Here is a 19,590-nt window from a genome sequence, read left to right as displayed (position 1 = left end):
TACACTCCGCGCTTGACTGGCCCGAACGGCCGCCGGCAACGCCGCGCGCCGTCTTTCAAAATCCTGACGGCCAGCATTACCGGAGGAGCACAGGGATGACCCACAACACGCACGCCGCGGCGCCGGCCCCACACAATCCGTGGCGCGAGATCTGCGCCGCGAGCATCGGCAACGCGCTGGAGTTCTACGATCTGCTGATCTACGGCTATTTCGCGATCGTCATCGGCCAGCTGTTCTTTCCCACGCACGACGCGGCAACCTCGCTGCTGCTGTCGGTGGGCACGTTCGGCATTTCGTTCGTCACGCGTCCGCTCGGCTCGATCGTGCTCGGCAGCTATGCGGACCGCGCAGGCCGCAAGGCGTCGCTGACGATATCGATCGGGCTGATGATGCTCGGCACCGCGATGATCGCGTTCGCGCCGACGTATGCGCAGATCGGCATCGCGTCGCCGCTGCTGATCATCGTCGCGCGGATGCTGCAGGGCTTTTCGACGGGCGGCGAATTCGGCGCGGCCACCGCGTTCATGGTCGAGCAGGCCGATGCGAAGCGGCGCGGCTTCTTCGCGAGCTGGCAGATGTCGACGCAGGGGCTCGCGACGGTGCTCGCGGCCGGCGTGTCCGCCCTGCTGAGCCTGCTGCTGACGACCGACCAGCTGCATGCGTGGGGCTGGCGCGTCGCGTTCTCGGTCGGGCTGCTGATCGGCCCGGTCGGGCTCTACATTCGCCGCAACATCGACGAACCGGCCGATTTCCGCCGGCTCGGCGAGCAAGGGCGCGCGAAGTCGCCGCTGCGCGACGTGTTCGTCCGCGACCGTGCGAACCTGCTGCTCGGCGCGGGTGTCGTCGCGACGGCCACGGCGTTCAACTACGTGCACAAGCTGTACATGCCGACGTATGCGGTCAAGCAGCTGCATATCCCGGCCACATCGTCGTATCTCGGCGCGGTCGTCACGGGCGCGATGCTGATGATCGCCGCGCCGGTCGTCGGCCACCTGTCGGATCGTTTCGGCCGCATCCGCGTGATGCTGGTCGCGCTGATCCTGGTCGGCGTGACGACGTGGCCGCTGTTCGTGATGCTGAACCGCTATCCGACGGTCGAGACGCTGCTCGCGGTGCAGGCGCTGGTCGGCCTGCTGATTGCGGTGAGCCTCGCGCCGCTGCCGGCGCTGCTTGCGGACATCTTTCCGACGAGCACGCGCGGCACGGGCCTCGCGCTGTCGTACAACTTCTCGGTGACGCTGTTCGGCGGCTTCGCGCCGCTGATCGTGACCTGGCTGATCGATGCGACGCACAACAAGCTGGCGCCGAGTTTCTACGTGATGGCGACGGCCGTGCTCGGGATCACGTCGGTGATCTCGCTCGGCCGCCGGATGCGCGGCGCCGCTGCGGCCGCCGCCGCGACGCCGTCGACGCGCGCGACCGAGGCGTGACGCGCCGGCCCCGATCCCGGCGCAGCCGGCACCAGCCGGCTGCGCGTTTCCCGAACCCTGTTGAGCCTTTCCGACATGACCACGCTTGAAGCCATCCGCGCCGCATTGCCGGCCTATCCGATCGAAGTGGCCTTCCCCGACATCTCGCGCTGGCGCGCGGGCAATACGGGCATCGACTATCTGCATACGTTCGACAGCGGCCGGCCCGGCAAGCACGTGATGATCCTCGCGCTGACGCACGGCAACGAAGTCAGCGGCGCGATCGCGGTGGACGCGTTGCTGGCCGCGGGCCTGCGTCCGGTGGCGGGCCGCCTGTCGCTCGGCTTCGGCAACGTTGGCGCATACGAGCATTTCAGTGCGGAGAACGCCGATGCGACGCGCTACCTCGACGAGGACATGAATCGCGTGTGGACGCCGGCCGCGCTCGACGGCACGCGCGGCAGCCGCGAACTTGTGCGTGCGCGCGCGATGCGTCCGCTGCTCGATACGGTCGACCTGCTGCTCGACATTCATTCGATGCACGAAGCGTCCGCGCCGCTGATGATGACCGGCCCGCTTGAAAAGGCGATCGCGCTGGCGGCCGCGATCGGCACGCCGGAGCACGTAATCATCGATCGCGGCCATGCGAACGGCACGCGGCTGCGCGACTACGGCGGCTTCGGCGATCCGGCGAGCGCGAAGAATGCGCTGCTGATCGAGACGGGCCAGCACTTCGCCGCGAGCGCACGCGATGTCGCGCTCGACAGCGCGGCGCGCTTCCTGCTGCATGCGGGTGTCGTTGCGCGCGACGACGTCGCGGTCTTCCTCACACAAGCCGCGCCGGTGCGGCAGAAGTTCGTCGAGATCACGGAGCCGGTCGTCGCGCGTTCGATGGACTTCCGGTTCTCGCAACCGTTCACGGGGCTCGAGGTGATCGAGCAGGCCGGCACCGAGATCGCGCGCGACGGCGACGACGTGATCGTCACGCCGTATGACAACTGCGTGATCGTGCAACCGTCGATGCGGCATCTCGGCGTGAACGTCACGATGATGCGGCTGGGGCGATTGCTGGATCGCTGATGGTGCCGGTCGGGCCGCGCGGCAGTCCGGATGCGGCGTTGCAGCGGCGCGTTCATCGTCCTGGCACGGAAAGGCGCTACACTGCGCGGGTTCCCGAACAGATCGGGAGCGTCAGGACGCCGGGCACGCGTGTCGAGACGGCGCGGCCATGCCGCCCGCCCGCTGCTGGCCGGCCGCCACCCGCCACGCAGCGGTGTCGCGCCCCCTGACTCATTCGAACAAATCACGAGAGAAAGAGAGGGCCCATGCTGACACGTCTTCGTATCGGACTCGACCGCGCGCGCGACCTGCGCGAAGCGGGACGACCGTCTCCCGTCCAGCCGCGCCCGCAGCCGAGCGAACTGGTCGACCTGAGCGCGAAGCGCGCGATGTGGCGTGTTGCCGTTCCGGGCCAGGCCGACTGCTACATGGCGGCGACGCCCGCCGAAACGGAGCGCTTCGTCGTGCATCTCGACGCTCAAACGTTCTACGGCCTGTGGCTCGGCACGAGCCCGAGATTTCCGCAACTGAACTCGCAGGACTGCGTGCCGCGCCGCGTCATGCCGCTCGACAGCAAGTACGCGTCGGCCACCGCCGCGTTCCGGGCAGGCCGACTCGAACCGGTGGAACTGCCGCCGGTCGGCTACTGGCTCGAGGGAAGCGGGTACGAAGTCGCGATGAGCAACGGCATGACGCGCACCTTCTGGCTGCTCGCCAACCGCGCGCGGTCGTTTCCGGTCAGCGTCGACAACGCGACCTGGGCGACGATGCTGAACAACATGGCCGGCGTCGGCGTCGCGCCGATCGCGTACCGCGAACTGTTTTCCCGGCACGCGTAGGGTGCGCGTCGCGATCCGGCGCGCCCCGCGGCGGCACCGGATCGCCATCTGGTTTGACACGCCGCGCTCGCGGCCATTAAAGTCGCATCGCGGGCCGGTGGGTCAAGCACACGCCCGGAACAGGCAGCCGATGTTCCAGGACTACGGGGCTACCCCGTGGATCAGATCGACACCCCGATGCGTCGCAAGGAGCACCGTTGCGCGTTGCGCAACGTCACTCCTCGCAGCACCTGACACGTTGACTCATCGTCCCGCCCATCGATTCCCATGCACGGCTCCCTGTTCGATACCGTCCGCACGATTGCCGAAGCGATGCTGGCCGGCGCGCCCGAACGTGCCGGCGTCCTTTCCCGGATGGCGGCCGTGCTCGGCGGCGCGCCGCCGTGGACGCACGAAGTCGCGAATACCGCGCTCGCACGCTTCGGCGCGCGCTGGGCCGACGTCGACATCGATACGCTCGCGGCGGATCTCGCCGATGCGCCGGCTTTCGTGCTCGCGTGGTATGGCAGCGATCGGCCCGCGCCGATCCGTATCGTGCGGCGGCCGCTGGTCCAGCAACCGTTGCCGGCGCCGCTTGCGGGCTGCGACGTGCCGCAATGGGCGACGCCCGGCGATCTTGCCGGCTGGCTCGGCGTGAGCGCGCCGGAACTCGACTGGCTGTCCGACCACTGGCGCGTCGACGCGCGCAGCAGCGCCACGCCGTTGCATCACTACACATACGTGGCGCACGACAAGCGCAGCGGCGGGTGCCGCCTGGTCGAGATTCCGAAGGGCCGGCTGCGCGAAGCGCAGCGCCGCATCCTGCACGGGCTGCTCGATCGCATCGCGCCGCACGGCGCGGTGCACGGGTTTCGCAAGGGGCACGGGATCGTCTCGTTCGCGGCGCCGCATGCGGATCGCGATGTCGTCGTCCGTTTCGATCTTGCGGATTTCTTCGTATCGGTACGCGCCGCACGCGTTCACGCGCTGTTCGTCACGCTCGGGTATCCGGCCGAAGTCGCGCGCACGCTCACGGGGTTGTGCACCAACCGCGTACCGTCCGCGCGGCTGCTCGCGCCGGACCTGCGCGACCGGTTCGACTGGATCGGCCGCCAGCGCTATCGCGAACGGCATCTGCCGCAGGGGGCGCCGACCTCGCCGGCGCTGGCGAACCTGTGCGCGTTCCGGTTCGACATGCGGCTCGCCGCGCTCGCGCGTTCGCTCGGCGCAGCCTACACGCGCTACGCGGACGATCTCGCCTTTTCCGGTGGCGGCACGCTGGCGCGCGACGTCGAGCGGCTGCAACTGCGGGTCGCCGCGATCGCACTCGAGGAAGGCTTTGCGCTGCAACTGCGCAAGACGCGCGTGATGCGACGCGGCAGCCGGCAGCACCTGGCCGGCGTGGTCGTCAATCGTCATCCGAACCTGGCGCGCGATGAGTTCGATCTGCTGAAGGCTATCCTGACCAACTGCATCCGGAGCGGGCCGGCATCGCAGAATCGCGATGCACATCCGGACTTCCGCGCGCATCTCGCCGGACGTGTCGCGCATGCGGCCGCGCTGAACGCGGTGCGCGGCGCGAAGCTGCGCGCGCTGTTCGACCGGATCGCGTGGGAAGCGCGCGACGTCGGCCGGTAAACGGCCGGATTCGCATCGACGCCGGTCGACGACTTATGTAGTGCGGTGCCGCGCACTGCTATCATTCGCGCCATGCCGCGCCAGTGCCATGGTGCGGCGCCGACTTGCCGCAGCCGTTCGCCGTGCCTTCGTCGCTGGCGCGCTGCGCGTTGCCGGCCCGGCTCTGTCTGTCATTGATTGACGCGCGACGTCGTTTAGTGCGTATCGCGTAAGCCGTGCCGGCTCAGGCAAACGATTCACACATTTGACAGCCCCTATTGGCGGAACTTCATGGTAGGTTCCGCCATCGGAGTTTTTTGCAAAAACATGCCCAAAGAGGATGAATACATGACCCAGGCCCTGCAGGAACTCGAAGCACAACTTCGGGACCTGAACATCAAGCTGTCGGACGCGAAGCAGAAGGAGAAGCAGGCCGCGCTCGCGGCATTCAAGGAACAGGTCGAGCTTTTGGGAATCTCGCAGCAGGAAGTGCTGAGCGCGCTCGGCTATATCGTCCAGCGAAAACGCAAGGCACCTGCCAAGTACTACGACCCGACGTCCGGCCGTTCATGGTCGGGCCGCGGCCCTCGGCCGAAATGGCTCGAAGGCAAGGATCTCGATACGCTCGCCGTCGACCGTGAGGCCAAGACCTGGTGGCCCGGAGACGACCAGAGCTGAAGCCGGCCAGGCCGCCAGGCCACCCGGCGCCGTCCGGTTCGCGCCAGCGGGCCGGCCGGCAACACTCCGCCAGCATGCTGCTTTTCATCCGGTGTCCGGCCTGACCGCGACATCGCCGGTTTCGCCGCCGACACCGGATCGCCGTTTTTCCCTCCCGTTCATTGCCCGCAGATTCCCGCCTGCCGTCCCGCAAGCGGGCGCCGCCGGATGCGCGAACCGTCGCGGCCGACACGCGCGCCGGGGCTTTGCTCGCGGGCACAGGCCTTAGAATGTCGCCGGACAATCGTGGCAGGACACCATGGCAGCAAACATGAAATCTTCGGCGCTCGGCGGCCCGTCGGCCCCGCGCGTGGAGCAGGTCGGCGCGTACGCGTGGAAAGCGCTGGCCGGATCGGCGATCGGCTATGCGATGGACGGCTTCGACCTGCTGATCCTCGGCTTCATGCTGCCCGCGATCACGGCCGCGCTGCAACTGACACCCGGGCAGGGCGGCGCGCTGGTCACCTGGACGCTGATCGGCGCCGTCGCAGGCGGCATCCTGTTCGGTGCACTGAGCGACCGTTACGGGCGCGTGCGCGTGCTGACCTGGACGATCCTGCTGTTCGCGATCTTCACCGGGCTGTGCGCGTTCGCGCGCGGCTTCTGGGATCTGCTCGTCTACCGCACCATCGCGGGCATCGGGCTGGGCGGCGAGTTCGGGATCGGCATGGCGCTCGCGGCGGAAGCGTGGCCGGCCAGCAAACGCGCCCGCGTGTCGTGCTACGTCGCGCTCGGCTGGCAGGCCGGCGTGCTGCTGGCCGCCTTGCTGACGCCGTTTCTGCTGCTGCACATCGGCTGGCGCGGGATGTTCCTGGTCGGCGTGCTGCCCGCGCTGCTCGCCTGGGCGATGCGCAACAAGCTGCACGAGCCGGAGGCGTTCGTGCAGCGCGCGACGCAGCCGAAGGCCAATGCCTTCCGCCTGCTCGTCGCGGACGGGCGCACCGCGCGCACGAGCCTCGGCATCGTGATCCTGTGTTCGGTCCAGAACTTCGGCTACTACGGGATCATGATCTGGTTGCCGACCTTCCTGTCGAAACAGATGGGCTTCTCGCTGACGAAGTCGGGGTTGTGGACGGCGGCAACCGTCGTCGGGATGATGATCGGCGTCTGGGTGTTCGGGCAGTTGGCCGACCGCATCGGGCGCAAGCCGACGTTCCTGCTGTACCAGCTCGGCTCGGTCGTGACGGTCATCGCGTACGCGCAGCTGTCGGACCCGACCGCGATGCTGTGGGCCGGTGCGCTGATGGGCATATTCGTCAACGGGATGGTCGGCGGCTACGGGACGCTGATGTCGGAGGGCTATCCGACGGCCGCACGCGCAACCGCGCAGAACGTGCTGTGGAATATCGGTCGAGCGGTCGGCGGCTTCGGCCCGGTCGCGGTCGGCGCGCTGGCCGCGCACTACTCGTTCCAGACGGCCATCGCGCTGCTCGCCGGCCTCTACGTGCTCGACATGGTCGCGACGCTGTTCCTGATTCCCGAGCTCAAGGGCGTCGAGCTCGAATGAGCGCGGCGCTCGCGCACAACCCAACGATTTCACCGGAAACCACGATGCAACAGAAGAACAGGACGATCGGCGTGATGGGGTCGGGCAAGGCGCCGTGGCTCGCGTTTTCGGCGCCGCTCGGCGAATGGATCGCGCAGGCCGGCTTCAACCTGCTGACGGGGGGCGGGCAGGGCGTGATGCTGGCGGTCGCGCGCGCGTTCGCCGACGTGCCCGGGCGGGCCGGCCGATCGATCGGCATCCTGCCGACGCAGGCCGATCCGCTCGCGGGCTTCGTGCCGCTCGACGGTTATCCGCATCCGTTCGTCGACATCCCGATCCTCACGCCGCTGCCGCGCCGCGAGCCGGATGCGGATCCGCACACGATCAACCGCAACTACGTGAACGTGCTGAGCAGCGACCTGATCGTCGCGCTGCCGGGCGGGCACGGCACGGCCGAGGAGATTGCGCTCGCGCAGCGCTGGCGCAAGCCGCTCGTCTGCTTCGGGCCGGACGGCGCGTTTCGCGAACTCGCGGCGGGGGCCGCGTGCACGTCGTCGCTCGATGACGTGATCCGCTTCGTGGAAGACGCTTTTTCGGCGGAGCAGGTGCAGCGATAGTTCAAGCGGTCGGCGCCCCCGCACGCACCGTCACCGCCTTTGAAGCAACCGTGCCGCCGGCGCGAGCAAGCCGCCGGCGGCACGATCCGTTACTTCGGTGCGCGGCTTAGCGCCCGGTCTTCAACTGCGCCCACAGCCGGTTCTGCAGCCGGCGAATCTCGGGCGGCATCGGCTTGAGCAGCGTCATCTTGCTCAACACGTCGTCGCCCGGATACACCGACGGGTCACGCGCGATCGCGGGCTTCACGTACTGGCGCGCGGCCTTGTTCGCGGTCGGGTAGAACACCGCGTTGGTGATGCCCGCATTGACCTTCGGATCCTGAACGTAGTTGATCCACTTCAGCGCGGCGTCGCGGTTCGGCGCGTCCTTCGGGATCACCATCATGTCGAACCACAGCAGCCCGCCTTCCTTCGGATTCGCGAAGCGGATCTCATACGGGCGCTTCGCTTCGGCGGTGCGGCGGTGTGCGATGCCGATGTCGCCCGAGTAGCCGAGCGACACGCACAGGTCGTTGTTCGCGAGATCGTTGATGTAGCCCGACGAGTTGAACTGCGTGATGTACGGGCGCACCTTCTTCAGCACCTCGAACGCGGCATGATAGTCGGCCGGGTTCGTGCTGTTCGGGTCCTTGCCCATGTACTGCAGCGTGGCCGCGAACACGTCGACGGCCTGGTCGAGGAACGACACGCCGCAGCTCTTCAGCTTGGCCATGTTGGCCGGATCGAACACCAGCGCCCAGCTGTCGACCGGCGCCTTGTCGCCGAGCGCCTTCTTCACGGCCTGCACGTTGTAGCCGATGCCGTCGGTACCGTATGCCCAGGGCACGCCGTACTGGTTGCCCGGATCGGCATCGGCGACCATCTTCATCAGCAGCGGATCGAGGTTCGACAGGTTCGGCAGCTTCGACTTGTCGAGCGGCTGGTAGACGCTCGCCTGGATCTGCTTGGCCATGTAGTTCGACGTCGGCACGACGATGTCGTAGCCGGAATTCCCCGACAGCAGTTTCGCCTGCAGCGTGTCGTCGTTGTCGTAGTTGTCGTAGCGGACGTGGAGGCCCGTCTGCTTCTGGAAGTTCGGGATCGTGTCCGGCGCGATGTAGTCGGACCAGTTGTAGATGTTCAGTTCGCCGGCCGCGTGGGCGGCCGTGCCGGCGGCCGCGGCGACCGCCAGGATGGCGGCGGTTGCAAGGGCGCGGCGAAGCGTGCGGATTCGCATGAAGAAGTCTTCCATTTCGGTGCGCGTGTCGAGCCGCGAGGCGCGGGTCGTTGCGCGATGGTTCATCGGATGAAGCGGGCGTGCGCGACCGCCGCGCGCCGCGAGCAAATGCGGTGCACGACGATCAGGAGTCCGTTTGATCTCGGGCCGGGCTGCGCGAAAGCGAAGCGCGGGACGATCCCGTCACCGGTCGGGCGACACGGCGAGCAGGTCGAACGGATACAGGGAAGGGGGCGAGCGCTAAGGCAGCAACGATGCCACGTCGTCGGTATGGATCGCGACGTAGGCACGCGCGGCGACGGCGTTGTGGCGGCGAACGGAACGGCGGGACAGGATGGTGTAGATCGACAGGGACAGGCGAGGACTTTGCCCGCCGTCACTGTCGTCGGAGGACGCGATCGCGGCGCGCAGGTGTCGCGCATCGCCTCGTCTCCACCGCACCAGCGGGCCACGGAATCTCACGATTACTCTCGACCGGGTTGTTGAAAGTATTGAACACCTGGCGGTTTGCCAGCGACTGCCGTTTCAGGCTTCGGTCATCGCGTTTGCCGCAGGGCGGCATCGGCTTCGTGACACGCGTTGAAAGCTTGGCGAACCGCCGAATCGCCGAAACGTGACGCTTCCGTGAATCATCAGGTAAATCGCTGTAAGGATGTCTCCGGATTTTCCCTAGTGATTCGAAGGCCGATGGATGCGCGTGGCGTGAGGGTGAAGACGGGCGAATCGTGCAAGCGAGGCTGTCTTGCCGGTCAGGACAGGCGCGAAGTGATGAGAATATTCGACGGCTTGCTGCCCGGGTTGCGCCCCGACACGACATTGCTCAGGCTGTCGCGGCCCGGTTGGCGGGCCGGAAACCGGGCGACGGGACGTCGTTGATAACGGCAGCCATCGCACGGCGTCCCTGACTTACTTCATCGTGTCTTCCGCGGCGCGCGCGACCACGACCTTGCCGGTCATGCCGCCGCCTTCCACCAGACGATGCGCATCGCGCAACTGCGCCCCGTCGAACCTCAGCCGCCGGACGGCCCGGGCCGGCTGAAGCGCTGCTCGACCACCTCGGTGCCCCATTGCGTGCCCGCGGATTCACGGGTCAGCGTGAAGCCGAACGACTCGTACAGATGGCGCGCCGAATCCAGGCCCTTGAACGTCCACAGGCAGGTTTCGCGAAAGCGCCGCGCGTCGACGAAGCGCATGGCTTCCGTCATGAGCCGGCGCCCGATGCCGGACCCGCGCAACGCGTCGTTCACGATGAACCATCGCAGGTGCGCGACGCCCGTTGCCGGGTCGCCGTCGATCGCGAGCGACGCGAGGGTCCGTCCGTCTTCCTGGCACAGCCAAAGCGCCTTGCCGTCGGCCGGCAGCGCACCGGCGAACTCGGCCAGCTCGGTCGCCACCCGCTTTTCGAAAAAGGCGCCGAAGCCCCAGTGTTCCGAATAGAAGCGCGCGTGCAGGCTCGCGATATCGCCGATGCAGCCCGGCTGGTAGCCTTCGCGGATCGAGGGCGCATCGGGTGTGGCGGCGGACGCCTTGGTGGCGTTGTCCTGCGCGAGCGCATCGGCATACAGCGCGAGCGAGCGCAGCAGCGCCTGCTGGTCGGCGGGCACCATGCGGCGCAGCGCATTCGACACCTGATCGGTCGCGAAGGTGTCGATTCTTTTCTGGAGCTTTTCCCCCTCGGCGGTCAGGTACAGCTCGGTCGCGCGCGCATCGTCGCTCGACACGCGCCGCTCCACGACTCCGGCCGCCTCGAGCCGCGCGAGTTGCCGGCTCGTGTTCGATTTGTCCAGCCGCAGGATGTTGCCCAGATCGCGGGCATTGATGCCGGGCGCCGTCCCGATCTCGAGGATCGCGTGAACGGCCGAAGGCGCCCAGTCGCTGTCGGCCAGCGTCGCGCGCATGAAGCCGAGCTCGCGAACCAGTTTGCGGGAGAAGTCGCGCAGCTCGAGGATGGTCGCTTCGCGAGGCTTGGCGGGAGCGTCGATGAGGTCCATGGTTGCCCTGAAAAGGTTGCGGATCGCAATCAATAATAGTTGCGAGTCGCAACTTGATCAAGGAGGCGTTTCATGTGGACGGGTGGTGCCGAGGGGGCACTCCCGGAGGTCGGTGTCGGCGCGGATCAAGGGGGAGCAGAGGGGCGGGCGGCAAGTGGTACTGGCGCGGATGGCGGCGTGCCGCGAACTGGACGCATACTCGATGCATCCGGCCTGCCAGCCATGCGAGCACGGGCGTCGGCCGGTCATCGATCCGCGGCCGCGGACAACGGAGCCACCATGAACAATCTGAAGCCGATGACGATTGCGTTGCTTGCCGGATGCGGCATCAGCGCCGGCGCGGCCTACGCTGCCGGCAGCATGGATGCGCCGCCTTGCAGCGCGGCGCATGCGGCGGATCAGGGCGGGATCGCCGCGATGCCGGGCACGTCGGTCCGCAGCTTTTCGACCGCCGGTTGCTCGGGCGCGGTGCTGCAGGGCGAACAGGCCACCGCGACGGTCAACGGCGACCGGGTCGAGCTGCGGGACGGCACCGTCTATGTGAACGGCCGTTCGTACGGTGCGGTCACGCCCGCGCAGACGGTCGAATACGAAGCCGCGCACGACCGGCGCACGTTGAAGGTCGACGGGAAAGTCCGCACGCCGGTGCGCTGAGTCGCGCGTCGCGGCTCAGGCACGCGGCGCCGCGCCTATTCGACCAGTGTCAGCCGGCCGTCGCTGAGCCGCACCTCGCGCCCGATCCACGCCGCATCGACGCGCGGCAGCACGGCCGACGGCTTGCGCAGCTCGCGCAGCAGCGTCGCGCCGTGCGACAGCCGGCCGCCCATCCGCGCGATCACGGCGCGCGCGGCCTGGTACTGCGCATGCCGGCCCGGGTCGAGCGTGTCTTCCAGCAGGATGTCGTGGCCGAGCACACCTTGCGTGTGGCCCGGATAGATCATGAAGCCGGCCGCCTCGTCGGTGCCTTCGCTGCCGTCCTGCCAGAAGCTGCCGTTGCGTTCGCGGCGCTCGGGATGCGGCGCGAACCACGCGTCGCGGTCGGTGGCCGGCATCGCGTGATGCAGGCGGAAGAACACCCGCATCAGGTTGTCGCGATACCACTCGCGCACCTGCAGATACCAGCCGCGCATGCCGGGCGCGCCGAGCGTGTGGAGCACGCGGACCGGCAGCGGCCAGTCGGGAAACGCCTGCAGCGGCAGGCTGACGGGTGCGGGCCGCGTGGTGCCCGGATCGGTTTCCCACGGCAGGCGATGCGGGCTGTCGTCGAGCTGGCCGTATGCGGTTGGCGGACGGCCCCACAGTGCGCCGCCGCTGCTGGCCAGCGATGACGCGATGCACAGGTTGCCCTGCACGACGAATACATAGAAGCGCGTGAACCAGTCGGCCAGTTGCTGGCCGTCGGCGCGTCGCTCGACGAGCGTCGCGAGTTCCCGGTCGAAGCGCTGCAAGCCGCGCTCGAGCGTCGGCAGATGCCCGCGCGCGACGCGCAACATGCGCCAGAACACCGGCAGCGAACGCAGCAGCCGCAGCGGTCGCCAGCGCAGCGGCGGCGTCGCGCCGCCGATCTCGCCGCTGTAGTTGCCGGCCGACACGCCCCAGTCGGCGAGGCGGGCGAGGAACAGGTCGTTGTTGATGTACGACGCACCGCCATAGAGTGCGGTAAATGGTTCGTTGTCCTGCAGTACGCGTGCATCCCAGCGCGCCATGATGGCCGGGATGCTGCCGGCCGCGCGTCGTTGCGCATACTCGACCAGACGGCTCGGCTGCGGCGGCAGGATCTCGGCGATGTTCGCGGCGGTCAGGTGCCGGTGCCAGCCGTAGCTGCTGATCGGGCGGTACTGCAGCAGCCACAGCTGCTTGCCGTCCCACGCCCATTCGATATCGCCCGGCACGTAGTGGAACGCGCGCAGCACGCGCTGCAGGAAGTCCCACAGCTGCGTCGCGCTCAGGCCGTGCGCGGTCGGGAACGTGCCGCGTTGCCAGGGCTCGCCGAGCCGCGACAGGATCGCGCGCTGCGGGCTGGCTTGTCCGTCGGCGAGCGTTTCGAGGTGGCCTTCCACCCATTCGACTTCGACGGCGAGATGACGCACGAAGGCGATACCCGACAGCACGGGCGTGATGAAGCGCTGTACGACCGTTTCCTCGAGGCCACCGTCGAGCAGCTCGGCCACGCGCGCGGCCGCTTGCGCTGCCGGTACGCGCAGGAACGTGGTATGCAGGCCGGCGTTGGCCGCATCGGCCTGGTCTTCTCCGTGGCTCGACGAGCGGATCGCCCACTCGGCGTCGGGCTGGCTCGCGAGAAAGCCTGGCAGGCGCGGATCGTCGGCACGGGTCAGCGACAGCGCGGGCGGCACGGGCAGGCCGGCCATCGTGGCCAGCGCCAGGCGCCCGCCCTTGGTGTGCGCGACGAAGCCGGCGTCGCCCGCTTCGAGCCACTGCGCGAACGCCGCCGGCGTGTCGATCCACGGATAGTGTCCCCAGCCGGCCTGCAGCGTGACGGTGAGGTCGGCGCGCGCGAGGATGGCCGACCACGCGGCGGCCTGGCGCACGCCGAGCACGTTGTCCTGGTCGCCCCACACGAGTTCGATGCGATCGGTGACCCACTCGAGCAGCGGCAGCGCGGTATCGGCGCGCACGAGATCCCAGTGCGGCAGGAACGCGCGGCAACGCGCATAGCCGGCGCCCATGCGGCGGTACTGGGCGCGCGTCCAGGTCAGGTTCGAGAACTTGCGGGCGAACAGCGCCGGGTAGTGCGCGAGCAGCCAGTGGATGGTCTTGCGCAGCGGTTTCGGCGCCATCAGTTTCGGCAGGCGCCGTTCCCACAGGAACGCACCGACGGGCGCAAGCAGGACGCTGCGGCTGAAGTGGCCGGGGCGCCGCTGCAGCGCGTGCAGCACCAGCAGCGCATTCACGCCGACGGCCATGATCGCGTGGCCCGGTTCGGTCGCATCCAGCAGCGCTTGCGCATACGCGGCGAGATCTTCGCAGGGCGGCGCGGGGTTGTCGCCGAAGCCCGGCAGTTCCAGCGGCACGGGCCGGTATTGCCGGAAGTGGGGCAGTGCATCGTCCCACCAGTCGGCCGCGCTGCCGTTGCCGGCGAGGAGGTACAGGATCGGTTTGCTCATGGAGGCTGGATCGGCGGGCGATCGTCGCGATGGCACGCGCCCGGGCAGGGCGATGCCATCGGCGGATGCCGCGGGTCTTGTTCGCGTTGCGCCGGTGCGAGTGGAATGGAAGGGCGGCCCGCTCGGCTTGATGCTTGATTGTTGCGGGCATTCTACGCGAGTCGATTTCATTCGATTCGCGATTCATTCCGCGCGTCGGATTTTTCGATACGTGACCGATAGATGTGATCGGTTGTCGATTGGAAGAAATGAGTCGAAGCCGGTGAATGATCCGGATCGAATCGCACACTTCGCGTGAACTGAGAAAGTAGAATCAGGCCGCTGGAATTCACCACGCCGGATTCGAGGAATGAAAATGAAAAGACGCTGGATCGCGGGCGCATGGCTTGCGATCGTCGCAAGCGGTGCGTGGGCCCGGAACTGGACCACGCTTGGCCCGGGCCCGGCTATCGCGCTCTATGTGGATCCCGCTTCCGTCGAGCGTCATCCGCTCAATTCGTGGGTGACGGTCAAGATCGTTTATGCCGAGCCGCGCCGTTACTCGGCGCCGTTTCCGGTGAAGCGCCTCGTTTCCGATTGGTCGTTCGACTGCGAGAACAAGACCTGGGCGATGGGCAAGACCAGCATGGTCGGAGCGCAGCCGGGCGAGGTCTACGTATCTCGCGAAGATTCGGATGATTACCGGTATGTCGAGCGCGACTCCATTCAGACGCTGGTCATGGATTACGTCTGCGGGAAACACGGATGATGGAAATGGCGTCCGCTCGCCGGTTCCGGTTTGACGGTTTCCAGTTGAAGGCGGGTCAAGCGGCGTGTAATCGCCGGGCCTGGCCGCATTTTTTTCATCGCGCACGGTACCGATTCGCTTGCCCGTGCCGGTGCGATGGTGCTCCGGCACGGCGACGAATCAATGCGTGGCGCTTGCAGCGACCGCGTCGGCAGGGCTGCCGGGCGGCTGGCCCGTCTGCCGGCGCGAGCGGCCCGAGCTGAGGTAAGCGGCGATCGAGTCCTGCGTGATCTCGCCGAGCCAGGCACCGTCGGGGTCGAGCACCGGCATCCACGACGCGCTGTACTGGTACATCTTCGACAGCACGATGCGCAGATTGTCGTCCGCCGCGACGCCGGCCGGGAAGGGCGTCACGCGCTTGCCGCACACGCCGCCGTCGGTGCGCGCCGCGCGGCCCGCATCGTCGAGCACGGTCAGGTAGCGGCAATCGGTTTCGTCCATCACGGCGAGCGCGTGTGCCAGCGGCGTATCGACCCGTGCCGTTTCGGGTTGCGTGGCGGCGTCGCCGGCCTTCACGAGCAGCAGACGCTTGAGCGTGCTGTCCTGGCCCACGAACTGCGCGACGAATTCGTCGCGCGGGCGGGCGAGCAGCGTGTCGGGGTGATCGTATTGCACGAGCTGGCCGCGCCGGAACACGGCGATGCGATCGCCCAGCTTGATCGCTTCGTCGATATCGTGGCTGACCATGATCACGGTCTTGTTCAGTTGCCGCTGCATCTGGAAAAACTCGTTCTGGATCGCTTCGCGATTGATCGGATCGACCGCGCCGAACGGCTCGTCCATCAGCAGCACCGGCGGATCGGCGGCCAGCGCGCGGATCACGCCGATACGCTGCTGCTGCCCGCCCGAGAGTTCGCGCGGATAGCGTTTCAGGTACAGCTTCGGATCGAGCGCGACCATCGCCATCAGGTCGCGCGCGCGTTCGGCGCAGCGCTTCTTGTCCCAGCCCAGCAGGCGCGGCACGACGGTGATGTTTTCCTCGATCGTCATGTTCGGGAACAACCCGATCTGCTGGATCACGTAGCCGATGTGGCGCCGCAGGTCGACCTCATTCAGCTGCGCCGTATCCTCGCCGTTGATCAGCACGCGGCCGGACGTGGGGGCGATCAGCCGGTTGATCATCTTCAGCGTGGTGGTCTTGCCGCAGCCCGACGGGCCGAGGAACACGCAGATTTCCCCCTCGGCCACCGACAGGCTCACGGCGTCGACGGCGCGCACGGCCTGGCCGTCCTTGCGGGTGAAGGTCTTGGTCAGTTGGTCGAGTTCGATCATGTCTTCTGCACTCCCTTCGGTGTCAATGCACGCTGCAGCATCTGCAGGAGCCGGTCGGCGACGATCGCGAGCAGGCTCACGAGCACCGCGCCCACCAGCAGTTTCATCATGCTGCTCTGGCCGATGGCGCGCAGGATCAGCGTGCCGAGCCCGCCCGCGCCGACCACGGCGGCGATCGTCATCACGCCGATGTTCATCACGACCGCGGTGCGCACGCCCGCGAGAATCACCGGCACCGCCAGCGGCAGGTCGACGAGCCGCAGGCGCTGCCACGCGGTCATGCCGATGCCGGTGCCGGCTTCCTTGATGCCCGCATCCACGTTGTGCAGCGCGAGGCAGGTGTTGCGCATGATCGGCAGCAGCGAATACAGGAACACGGCCGTGATCGCGGGGGCGGCGCCGATCCCCTGGCCGAAGCGCGAGAAGAACGGGATCATCAGGCCGAACAGTGCGATGGACGGCAGCGTGAGCACGATGGTCGCGACGCCGAGCAGCGGCCCGGCGAGCCAGTCGTGGCGGTTGATCAGGATGCCGAGCGGCACGCCGGCCACGATCGCGCAGCCTACGGCGATGCCGACCAGCCAGATGTGCTGCAGCGTGAGCTGCAGCAGTTCGGGCCAGCTCGACGCGAGATAGTCGAATACGCTCATCAGAATTTGCTCCGAGAAACCCCGCCATTTCCCCCAAGGGGACTTCCTTCGGGGCGGATGGCGGGAAGGAAGGGAATGCTGTTGACAGGCAGCTTCTTCCACGGGTTAGGATCACCGGCATGATCCTTGTCTACCGCTACCGCGTGAAGTCGCTCAACGGACTGCTCAACAAGCAGAGCCGTGCGGTGAACTACGTCTGGAACTTCTGCAATGACACGCAGAAGCATGCGCTCAAGTGGAGCAAGAAGTGGCCGACGGGTTTCGACTTGAATGTGTTCACTACTGGTAGCAGCAAGGAACTCGGCATTCACTCCGGCACGGTCAACGCAACGTGCGAGCAATATGCGAAGTCGCGCAGTCAGCACCGTCGCCCTTACCTGCGCTACCGCGGCAGGAAATCGCTGGGCTGGGTGCCGCTGAAGGGGCGCGACCTGAAGCGCGAGGGTGACGCGTTCCGTTTCGCCGGCAACACCTTCCGCGTATTCAACAGCCGAGCGCTTCCCGAAGGCAAGATCAAGGACGGGACCAACTTTGCGCAGGATGCACGCGGCAACTGGTTTCTCAACATCGTGATCGAGATGCCCGATGTGCAGGCCCGTCCAATCCGTTCCGGCGTCGGTATCGATCTCGGCCTGAAAGACTTCGCCACACTTTCGACCGGCGAGAAGCTGCCCAATGACCCGTTCGGTCGACGAGCGGCGGAAAAGCTGGCGAAAGCGCAACGGGCGCGAAAGCACAGGCGGCATATCGCGAAGCTGCACGCCAAGGTGGCGAATGCCCGCGCCGACTTCCAGCACAAGCTCGCGCTCGATCTGATACGACGCTTCGATTACATCGCGGTTGGCAACGTGTCGGCCGCGAAACTCGCCAGAACCAGGATGGCGAAGAGCGTCTACGACGCATCCTGGTCGTCCTTCCGGGACAGGCTCCGTTACAAGGCGATCGCGCACGGAGCCACGTTCGAGGAAGTCGACGAAAGCGGTTCTACCCAGTTCTGTTCGGCGTGCGGGTCGCAAGACAGCACGACGCGGCCGAAAGGTATCGCGGGACTGCGAATAAGAGAGTGGGCCTGCAGTGGATGTGGTGTCGTGCATGATCGTGATATCAACGCTGCGCTGAACATTCTCCGATGCGGACGTGCATCGCCAGGTGTGGGAATCTTCCGCCTTTAGGCGGAGGAGGACGTCAACGGTTCTCCTTCAAGGCAGCTTGTGCGTGCGCAGGAACGCGTCGGCGACGTCGCGCGGCGACTTGCCGTCGAGGTCGACCTCCTTGGCCATCGCCTGCATCACGTCGTTGTCGAGCGCGGCCGACAGCGCGTTGAGCTGCGTCGCGAGCTTAGGATTGCGATCGAGCGTGTCCTTGCGCACCACTGGCGTCGCGTTGTACGGCGGGAAGAAGTGCTTGTCGTCCTCGAGCGGCACGATGCCGAAACCCTTCACGCGTCCGTCGGTCGTGTAGACGAGGCCGATCTTCAACTGGTTGTTGTGCAGCGCCGTGTAGACCAGCCCCGGGTCCATCTGCTTCAACTGCGCGCGGCTGAACTGCATGCCGTAAGCGGCGAGCAGCGGCTTCAGCCCGTCGGGGCGATTCGCGAATTCCGCATCCATCCCGAACACGTAGTGCTTCGCGGCCGGATCGGTCTTCAGGTGCTCGGCGAGCTGTGACACCGTGCGGATGCCGGTGGCCTCCACGAGCTGGCTCGGCAGGCCGATCGCGTAGGTGTCGTTGAGCGGCGACGCGTCGAGCCAGACGAGCCCGCGCGGCACGTCGAGTGCTTTCACGCGCCGGTACATTTCTTCGGGCGACAGCTTGTCGTTGATCTTGTTGTAGACGAGCGCGGCGGTGCCCGTGTAGTCCCACATGAGATCGAACTGGCCGTTCTCCAGCGCGCTGCGCGTGAGCGTGCTGCCGAGACCCGAACGGACTTCCACGTCGTAGCCGCGCGAGCGCAGGTACTGCGCGGTGACTTCCGCCAGCACGTATTGCTCGGTGAAGTTCTTCGCGCCCAGCACGAGCTTCGTTGCGCATGCCGGTGCGCTCGCGGCCATGCACAACGCGGCCACGGCGCACAGGCGCGCGAGCGATCGAATGGTGCGGTGGAGTGTCATGCCGCACCTCCGTGGCGTGCGAGCCAATGGCGGCTGCCGGCCGCGACGAGGCCGTCCAGCACGAGCGCGAGGATCGCGGTGAGCGACGCGCCGAGCAGCAGCAGCGGCTGGTTGTCGAGATAGATGCCGGGGAAAATCAGCGAGCCGAGGCTGTCCGCGCCGATCAGGTAGGCGAGCGGGGCCGTCCCGACGTTGATCGCGAGCGCGGTGCGCACGCCGCCGACGATGATCGGCAGCGCATCGGGCAACTCCACGCGCACGAGCGATTGCCAGCCCGTCATGCCGATGCCCTTGGCGGCTTCGCGCAGCGCGGCGGGCACGTTCTTCATGCCTTCGTAGGTGTTGCGCGTGATGGGCAGCAGCGACGCGAGGAACAGCGCGACGATCGCGGGCACGTTGCCGATGCCGAAGATGCCGAGCGCGATGGCGAGCACGGCGAGCGACGGGATCGTGTTGCCGATGTTGAAGATCTGCATGAAGCGCTCGGCCTGATGCTGGAATCGCGGCCGGCTCAGCAGCACGCCGGCCGGCACGCCCACGGCGATCGCGAGCGTCATCGAATAGACGACCAGCAGCATGTGCTGGCCCGCGTAGTACGCGAGATCGTCCGCGCGCTGGCTGAACGTGTCGGCGCCGATACCGCGCGCGAGCGCCCAGGCGATGGCGACGATGGCTATCAGGCTGCCCACCAGCTGGACAGTGCGTCGAGTCATGA

18 protein-coding genes are annotated in these 19,590 nt (G+C 67.3%); 10 read left to right on the top strand and 8 right to left on the bottom strand.

Annotated elements, in window-relative coordinates:
* The first annotated feature begins 95 nt into the window (after positions 1-95).
* The 7 genes from BDO18943_RS01245 (at position 96) to BDO18943_RS01215 (ending at position 7,723) form a co-directional block, all read left to right on the top strand.
* Positions 96-1,430, top strand: a complete 1,335-nt coding sequence (locus tag BDO18943_RS01245) for an MFS transporter (protein ID WP_175020864.1) — start codon at positions 96-98, stop codon at positions 1,428-1,430.
* A 75-nt stretch (positions 1,431-1,505) separates the two neighbouring features.
* Positions 1,506-2,489, top strand: coding sequence for a M14 family metallopeptidase (locus tag BDO18943_RS01240; RefSeq protein WP_175020863.1), 984 nt, complete (start codon positions 1,506-1,508; stop codon positions 2,487-2,489).
* Between the two features lie 245 nt (positions 2,490-2,734).
* The gene (locus BDO18943_RS01235) at positions 2,735-3,307 is read left to right on the top strand and encodes a plasmid fertility inhibition factor family protein (protein ID WP_175020862.1); all 573 of its coding nucleotides are present in this window, start codon (positions 2,735-2,737) and stop codon (positions 3,305-3,307) included.
* 267 nt (positions 3,308-3,574) lie between these two features.
* Complete coding sequence (locus BDO18943_RS01230) at positions 3,575-4,924, top strand: reverse transcriptase family protein (protein WP_175020861.1); 1,350 nt, start codon at positions 3,575-3,577, stop codon at positions 4,922-4,924.
* 327 nt (positions 4,925-5,251) lie between these two features.
* Positions 5,252-5,581, top strand: a complete 330-nt coding sequence (locus tag BDO18943_RS01225) for an H-NS histone family protein (RefSeq protein ID WP_175020860.1) — start codon at positions 5,252-5,254, stop codon at positions 5,579-5,581.
* A gap of 298 nt (positions 5,582-5,879) precedes the next feature.
* On the top strand, positions 5,880-7,127 hold the full coding sequence (locus BDO18943_RS01220) for an MFS transporter (RefSeq protein ID WP_175020859.1): 1,248 nt from the start codon (positions 5,880-5,882) through the stop codon (positions 7,125-7,127).
* 44 nt (positions 7,128-7,171) lie between these two features.
* The gene (locus BDO18943_RS01215; protein ID WP_235995737.1) at positions 7,172-7,723 is read left to right on the top strand and encodes an SLOG cluster 4 domain-containing protein; all 552 of its coding nucleotides are present in this window, start codon (positions 7,172-7,174) and stop codon (positions 7,721-7,723) included.
* A gap of 106 nt (positions 7,724-7,829) precedes the next feature.
* Here BDO18943_RS01215 and BDO18943_RS01210 read toward each other — a convergent pair whose 3' ends face one another.
* The 3 genes from BDO18943_RS01210 to BDO18943_RS01205 form a co-directional block, all read right to left on the bottom strand.
* A complete protein-coding gene (locus BDO18943_RS01210; RefSeq protein ID WP_175020955.1) occupies positions 7,830-8,939 on the bottom strand; it encodes a polyamine ABC transporter substrate-binding protein in 1,110 nt (369 codons plus the stop codon).
* A gap of 240 nt (positions 8,940-9,179) precedes the next feature.
* The gene (locus BDO18943_RS42485; protein WP_089454528.1) at positions 9,180-9,401 is read right to left on the bottom strand and encodes a hypothetical protein; all 222 of its coding nucleotides are present in this window, start codon (positions 9,399-9,401) and stop codon (positions 9,180-9,182) included.
* Positions 9,402-9,949: 548 nt separating this feature from the next.
* Complete coding sequence (locus BDO18943_RS01205) at positions 9,950-10,930, bottom strand: bifunctional helix-turn-helix transcriptional regulator/GNAT family N-acetyltransferase (RefSeq protein WP_175020857.1); 981 nt, start codon at positions 10,928-10,930, stop codon at positions 9,950-9,952.
* A gap of 279 nt (positions 10,931-11,209) precedes the next feature.
* Between BDO18943_RS01205 and BDO18943_RS01200 the strand changes: the two genes are divergently transcribed.
* Positions 11,210-11,584: a S26 family signal peptidase gene (locus BDO18943_RS01200; RefSeq protein WP_175020856.1), complete on the top strand. Its 375-nt coding sequence runs from the start codon at positions 11,210-11,212 to the stop codon at positions 11,582-11,584.
* Positions 11,585-11,619: 35 nt separating this feature from the next.
* On the opposite strand, the gene BDO18943_RS01195 is transcribed toward BDO18943_RS01200, so the two are convergent.
* Positions 11,620-14,055, bottom strand: coding sequence for a PEP-utilizing enzyme (locus BDO18943_RS01195; protein WP_175020855.1), 2,436 nt, complete (start codon positions 14,053-14,055; stop codon positions 11,620-11,622).
* Positions 14,056-14,404: 349 nt separating this feature from the next.
* Between BDO18943_RS01195 and BDO18943_RS01190 the strand changes: the two genes are divergently transcribed.
* On the top strand, positions 14,405-14,803 hold the full coding sequence (locus tag BDO18943_RS01190; RefSeq protein WP_175020854.1) for a surface-adhesin E family protein: 399 nt from the start codon (positions 14,405-14,407) through the stop codon (positions 14,801-14,803).
* Between the two features lie 159 nt (positions 14,804-14,962).
* Here the strand turns inward: BDO18943_RS01190 and BDO18943_RS01185 are convergent, their stop codons facing one another.
* Positions 14,963-16,114, bottom strand: coding sequence for an ABC transporter ATP-binding protein (locus BDO18943_RS01185; RefSeq protein WP_175020853.1), 1,152 nt, complete (start codon positions 16,112-16,114; stop codon positions 14,963-14,965).
* Positions 16,111-16,764 (bottom strand): ABC transporter permease, encoded by a 654-nt coding sequence (locus tag BDO18943_RS01180; protein ID WP_175020852.1) that lies wholly within the window; start codon positions 16,762-16,764, stop codon positions 16,111-16,113. Before BDO18943_RS01180 ends, BDO18943_RS01185 begins: the two co-directional genes overlap by 4 nt.
* A gap of 119 nt (positions 16,765-16,883) precedes the next feature.
* On the opposite strand from BDO18943_RS01180, the gene BDO18943_RS01175 reads away from it, so the two are divergent.
* Complete coding sequence (locus tag BDO18943_RS01175; RefSeq protein ID WP_175020851.1) at positions 16,884-17,936, top strand: RNA-guided endonuclease InsQ/TnpB family protein; 1,053 nt, start codon at positions 16,884-16,886, stop codon at positions 17,934-17,936.
* A gap of 27 nt (positions 17,937-17,963) precedes the next feature.
* Here BDO18943_RS01175 and BDO18943_RS01170 read toward each other — a convergent pair whose 3' ends face one another.
* Positions 17,964-18,875: a glycine betaine ABC transporter substrate-binding protein gene (locus BDO18943_RS01170; protein ID WP_175020850.1), complete on the bottom strand. Its 912-nt coding sequence runs from the start codon at positions 18,873-18,875 to the stop codon at positions 17,964-17,966.
* Complete coding sequence (locus tag BDO18943_RS01165; protein ID WP_089454520.1) at positions 18,872-19,588, bottom strand: ABC transporter permease; 717 nt, start codon at positions 19,586-19,588, stop codon at positions 18,872-18,874. The genes BDO18943_RS01170 and BDO18943_RS01165 overlap by 4 nt, the downstream gene beginning before the upstream one ends.
* Between the last annotated feature and the right edge of the window lie 2 nt (positions 19,589-19,590).

The organism is Burkholderia aenigmatica, assembly GCF_902499175.1.
Lineage (GTDB): Bacteria > Pseudomonadota > Gammaproteobacteria > Burkholderiales > Burkholderiaceae > Burkholderia > Burkholderia aenigmatica.
This window is presented reverse-complemented; position numbering and strand designations above follow the sequence as displayed.

Excerpts from the sequence above, each read along its gene's own strand:
- BDO18943_RS01245 (WP_175020864.1), top strand. The coding sequence starts at position 96 with ATGACCCACAACACGCACGCCGCGGCGCCGGCCCCACACAATCCGTGG.
- BDO18943_RS01240 (WP_175020863.1), top strand. The coding sequence starts at position 1,506 with ATGACCACGCTTGAAGCCATCCGCGCCGCATTGCCGGCCTATCCGATC.
- BDO18943_RS01235 (WP_175020862.1), top strand. The coding sequence starts at position 2,735 with ATGCTGACACGTCTTCGTATCGGACTCGACCGCGCGCGCGACCTGCGC.
- BDO18943_RS01230 (WP_175020861.1), top strand. The coding sequence starts at position 3,575 with ATGCACGGCTCCCTGTTCGATACCGTCCGCACGATTGCCGAAGCGATG.
- BDO18943_RS01225 (WP_175020860.1), top strand. The coding sequence starts at position 5,252 with ATGACCCAGGCCCTGCAGGAACTCGAAGCACAACTTCGGGACCTGAAC.
- BDO18943_RS01220 (WP_175020859.1), top strand. The coding sequence starts at position 5,880 with ATGGCAGCAAACATGAAATCTTCGGCGCTCGGCGGCCCGTCGGCCCCG.
- BDO18943_RS01215 (WP_235995737.1), top strand. The coding sequence starts at position 7,172 with ATGCAACAGAAGAACAGGACGATCGGCGTGATGGGGTCGGGCAAGGCG.
- BDO18943_RS01210 (WP_175020955.1), bottom strand. The coding sequence starts at position 8,939 with ATGCGAATCCGCACGCTTCGCCGCGCCCTTGCAACCGCCGCCATCCTG.
- BDO18943_RS01205 (WP_175020857.1), bottom strand. The coding sequence starts at position 10,930 with ATGGACCTCATCGACGCTCCCGCCAAGCCTCGCGAAGCGACCATCCTC.
- BDO18943_RS01200 (WP_175020856.1), top strand. The coding sequence starts at position 11,210 with ATGAACAATCTGAAGCCGATGACGATTGCGTTGCTTGCCGGATGCGGC.
- BDO18943_RS01195 (WP_175020855.1), bottom strand. The coding sequence starts at position 14,055 with ATGAGCAAACCGATCCTGTACCTCCTCGCCGGCAACGGCAGCGCGGCC.
- BDO18943_RS01190 (WP_175020854.1), top strand. The coding sequence starts at position 14,405 with ATGAAAATGAAAAGACGCTGGATCGCGGGCGCATGGCTTGCGATCGTC.
- BDO18943_RS01185 (WP_175020853.1), bottom strand. The coding sequence starts at position 16,114 with ATGATCGAACTCGACCAACTGACCAAGACCTTCACCCGCAAGGACGGC.
- BDO18943_RS01180 (WP_175020852.1), bottom strand. The coding sequence starts at position 16,764 with ATGAGCGTATTCGACTATCTCGCGTCGAGCTGGCCCGAACTGCTGCAG.
- BDO18943_RS01175 (WP_175020851.1), top strand. The coding sequence starts at position 16,884 with ATGATCCTTGTCTACCGCTACCGCGTGAAGTCGCTCAACGGACTGCTC.
- BDO18943_RS01170 (WP_175020850.1), bottom strand. The coding sequence starts at position 18,875 with ATGACACTCCACCGCACCATTCGATCGCTCGCGCGCCTGTGCGCCGTG.
- BDO18943_RS01165 (WP_089454520.1), bottom strand. The coding sequence starts at position 19,588 with ATGACTCGACGCACTGTCCAGCTGGTGGGCAGCCTGATAGCCATCGTC.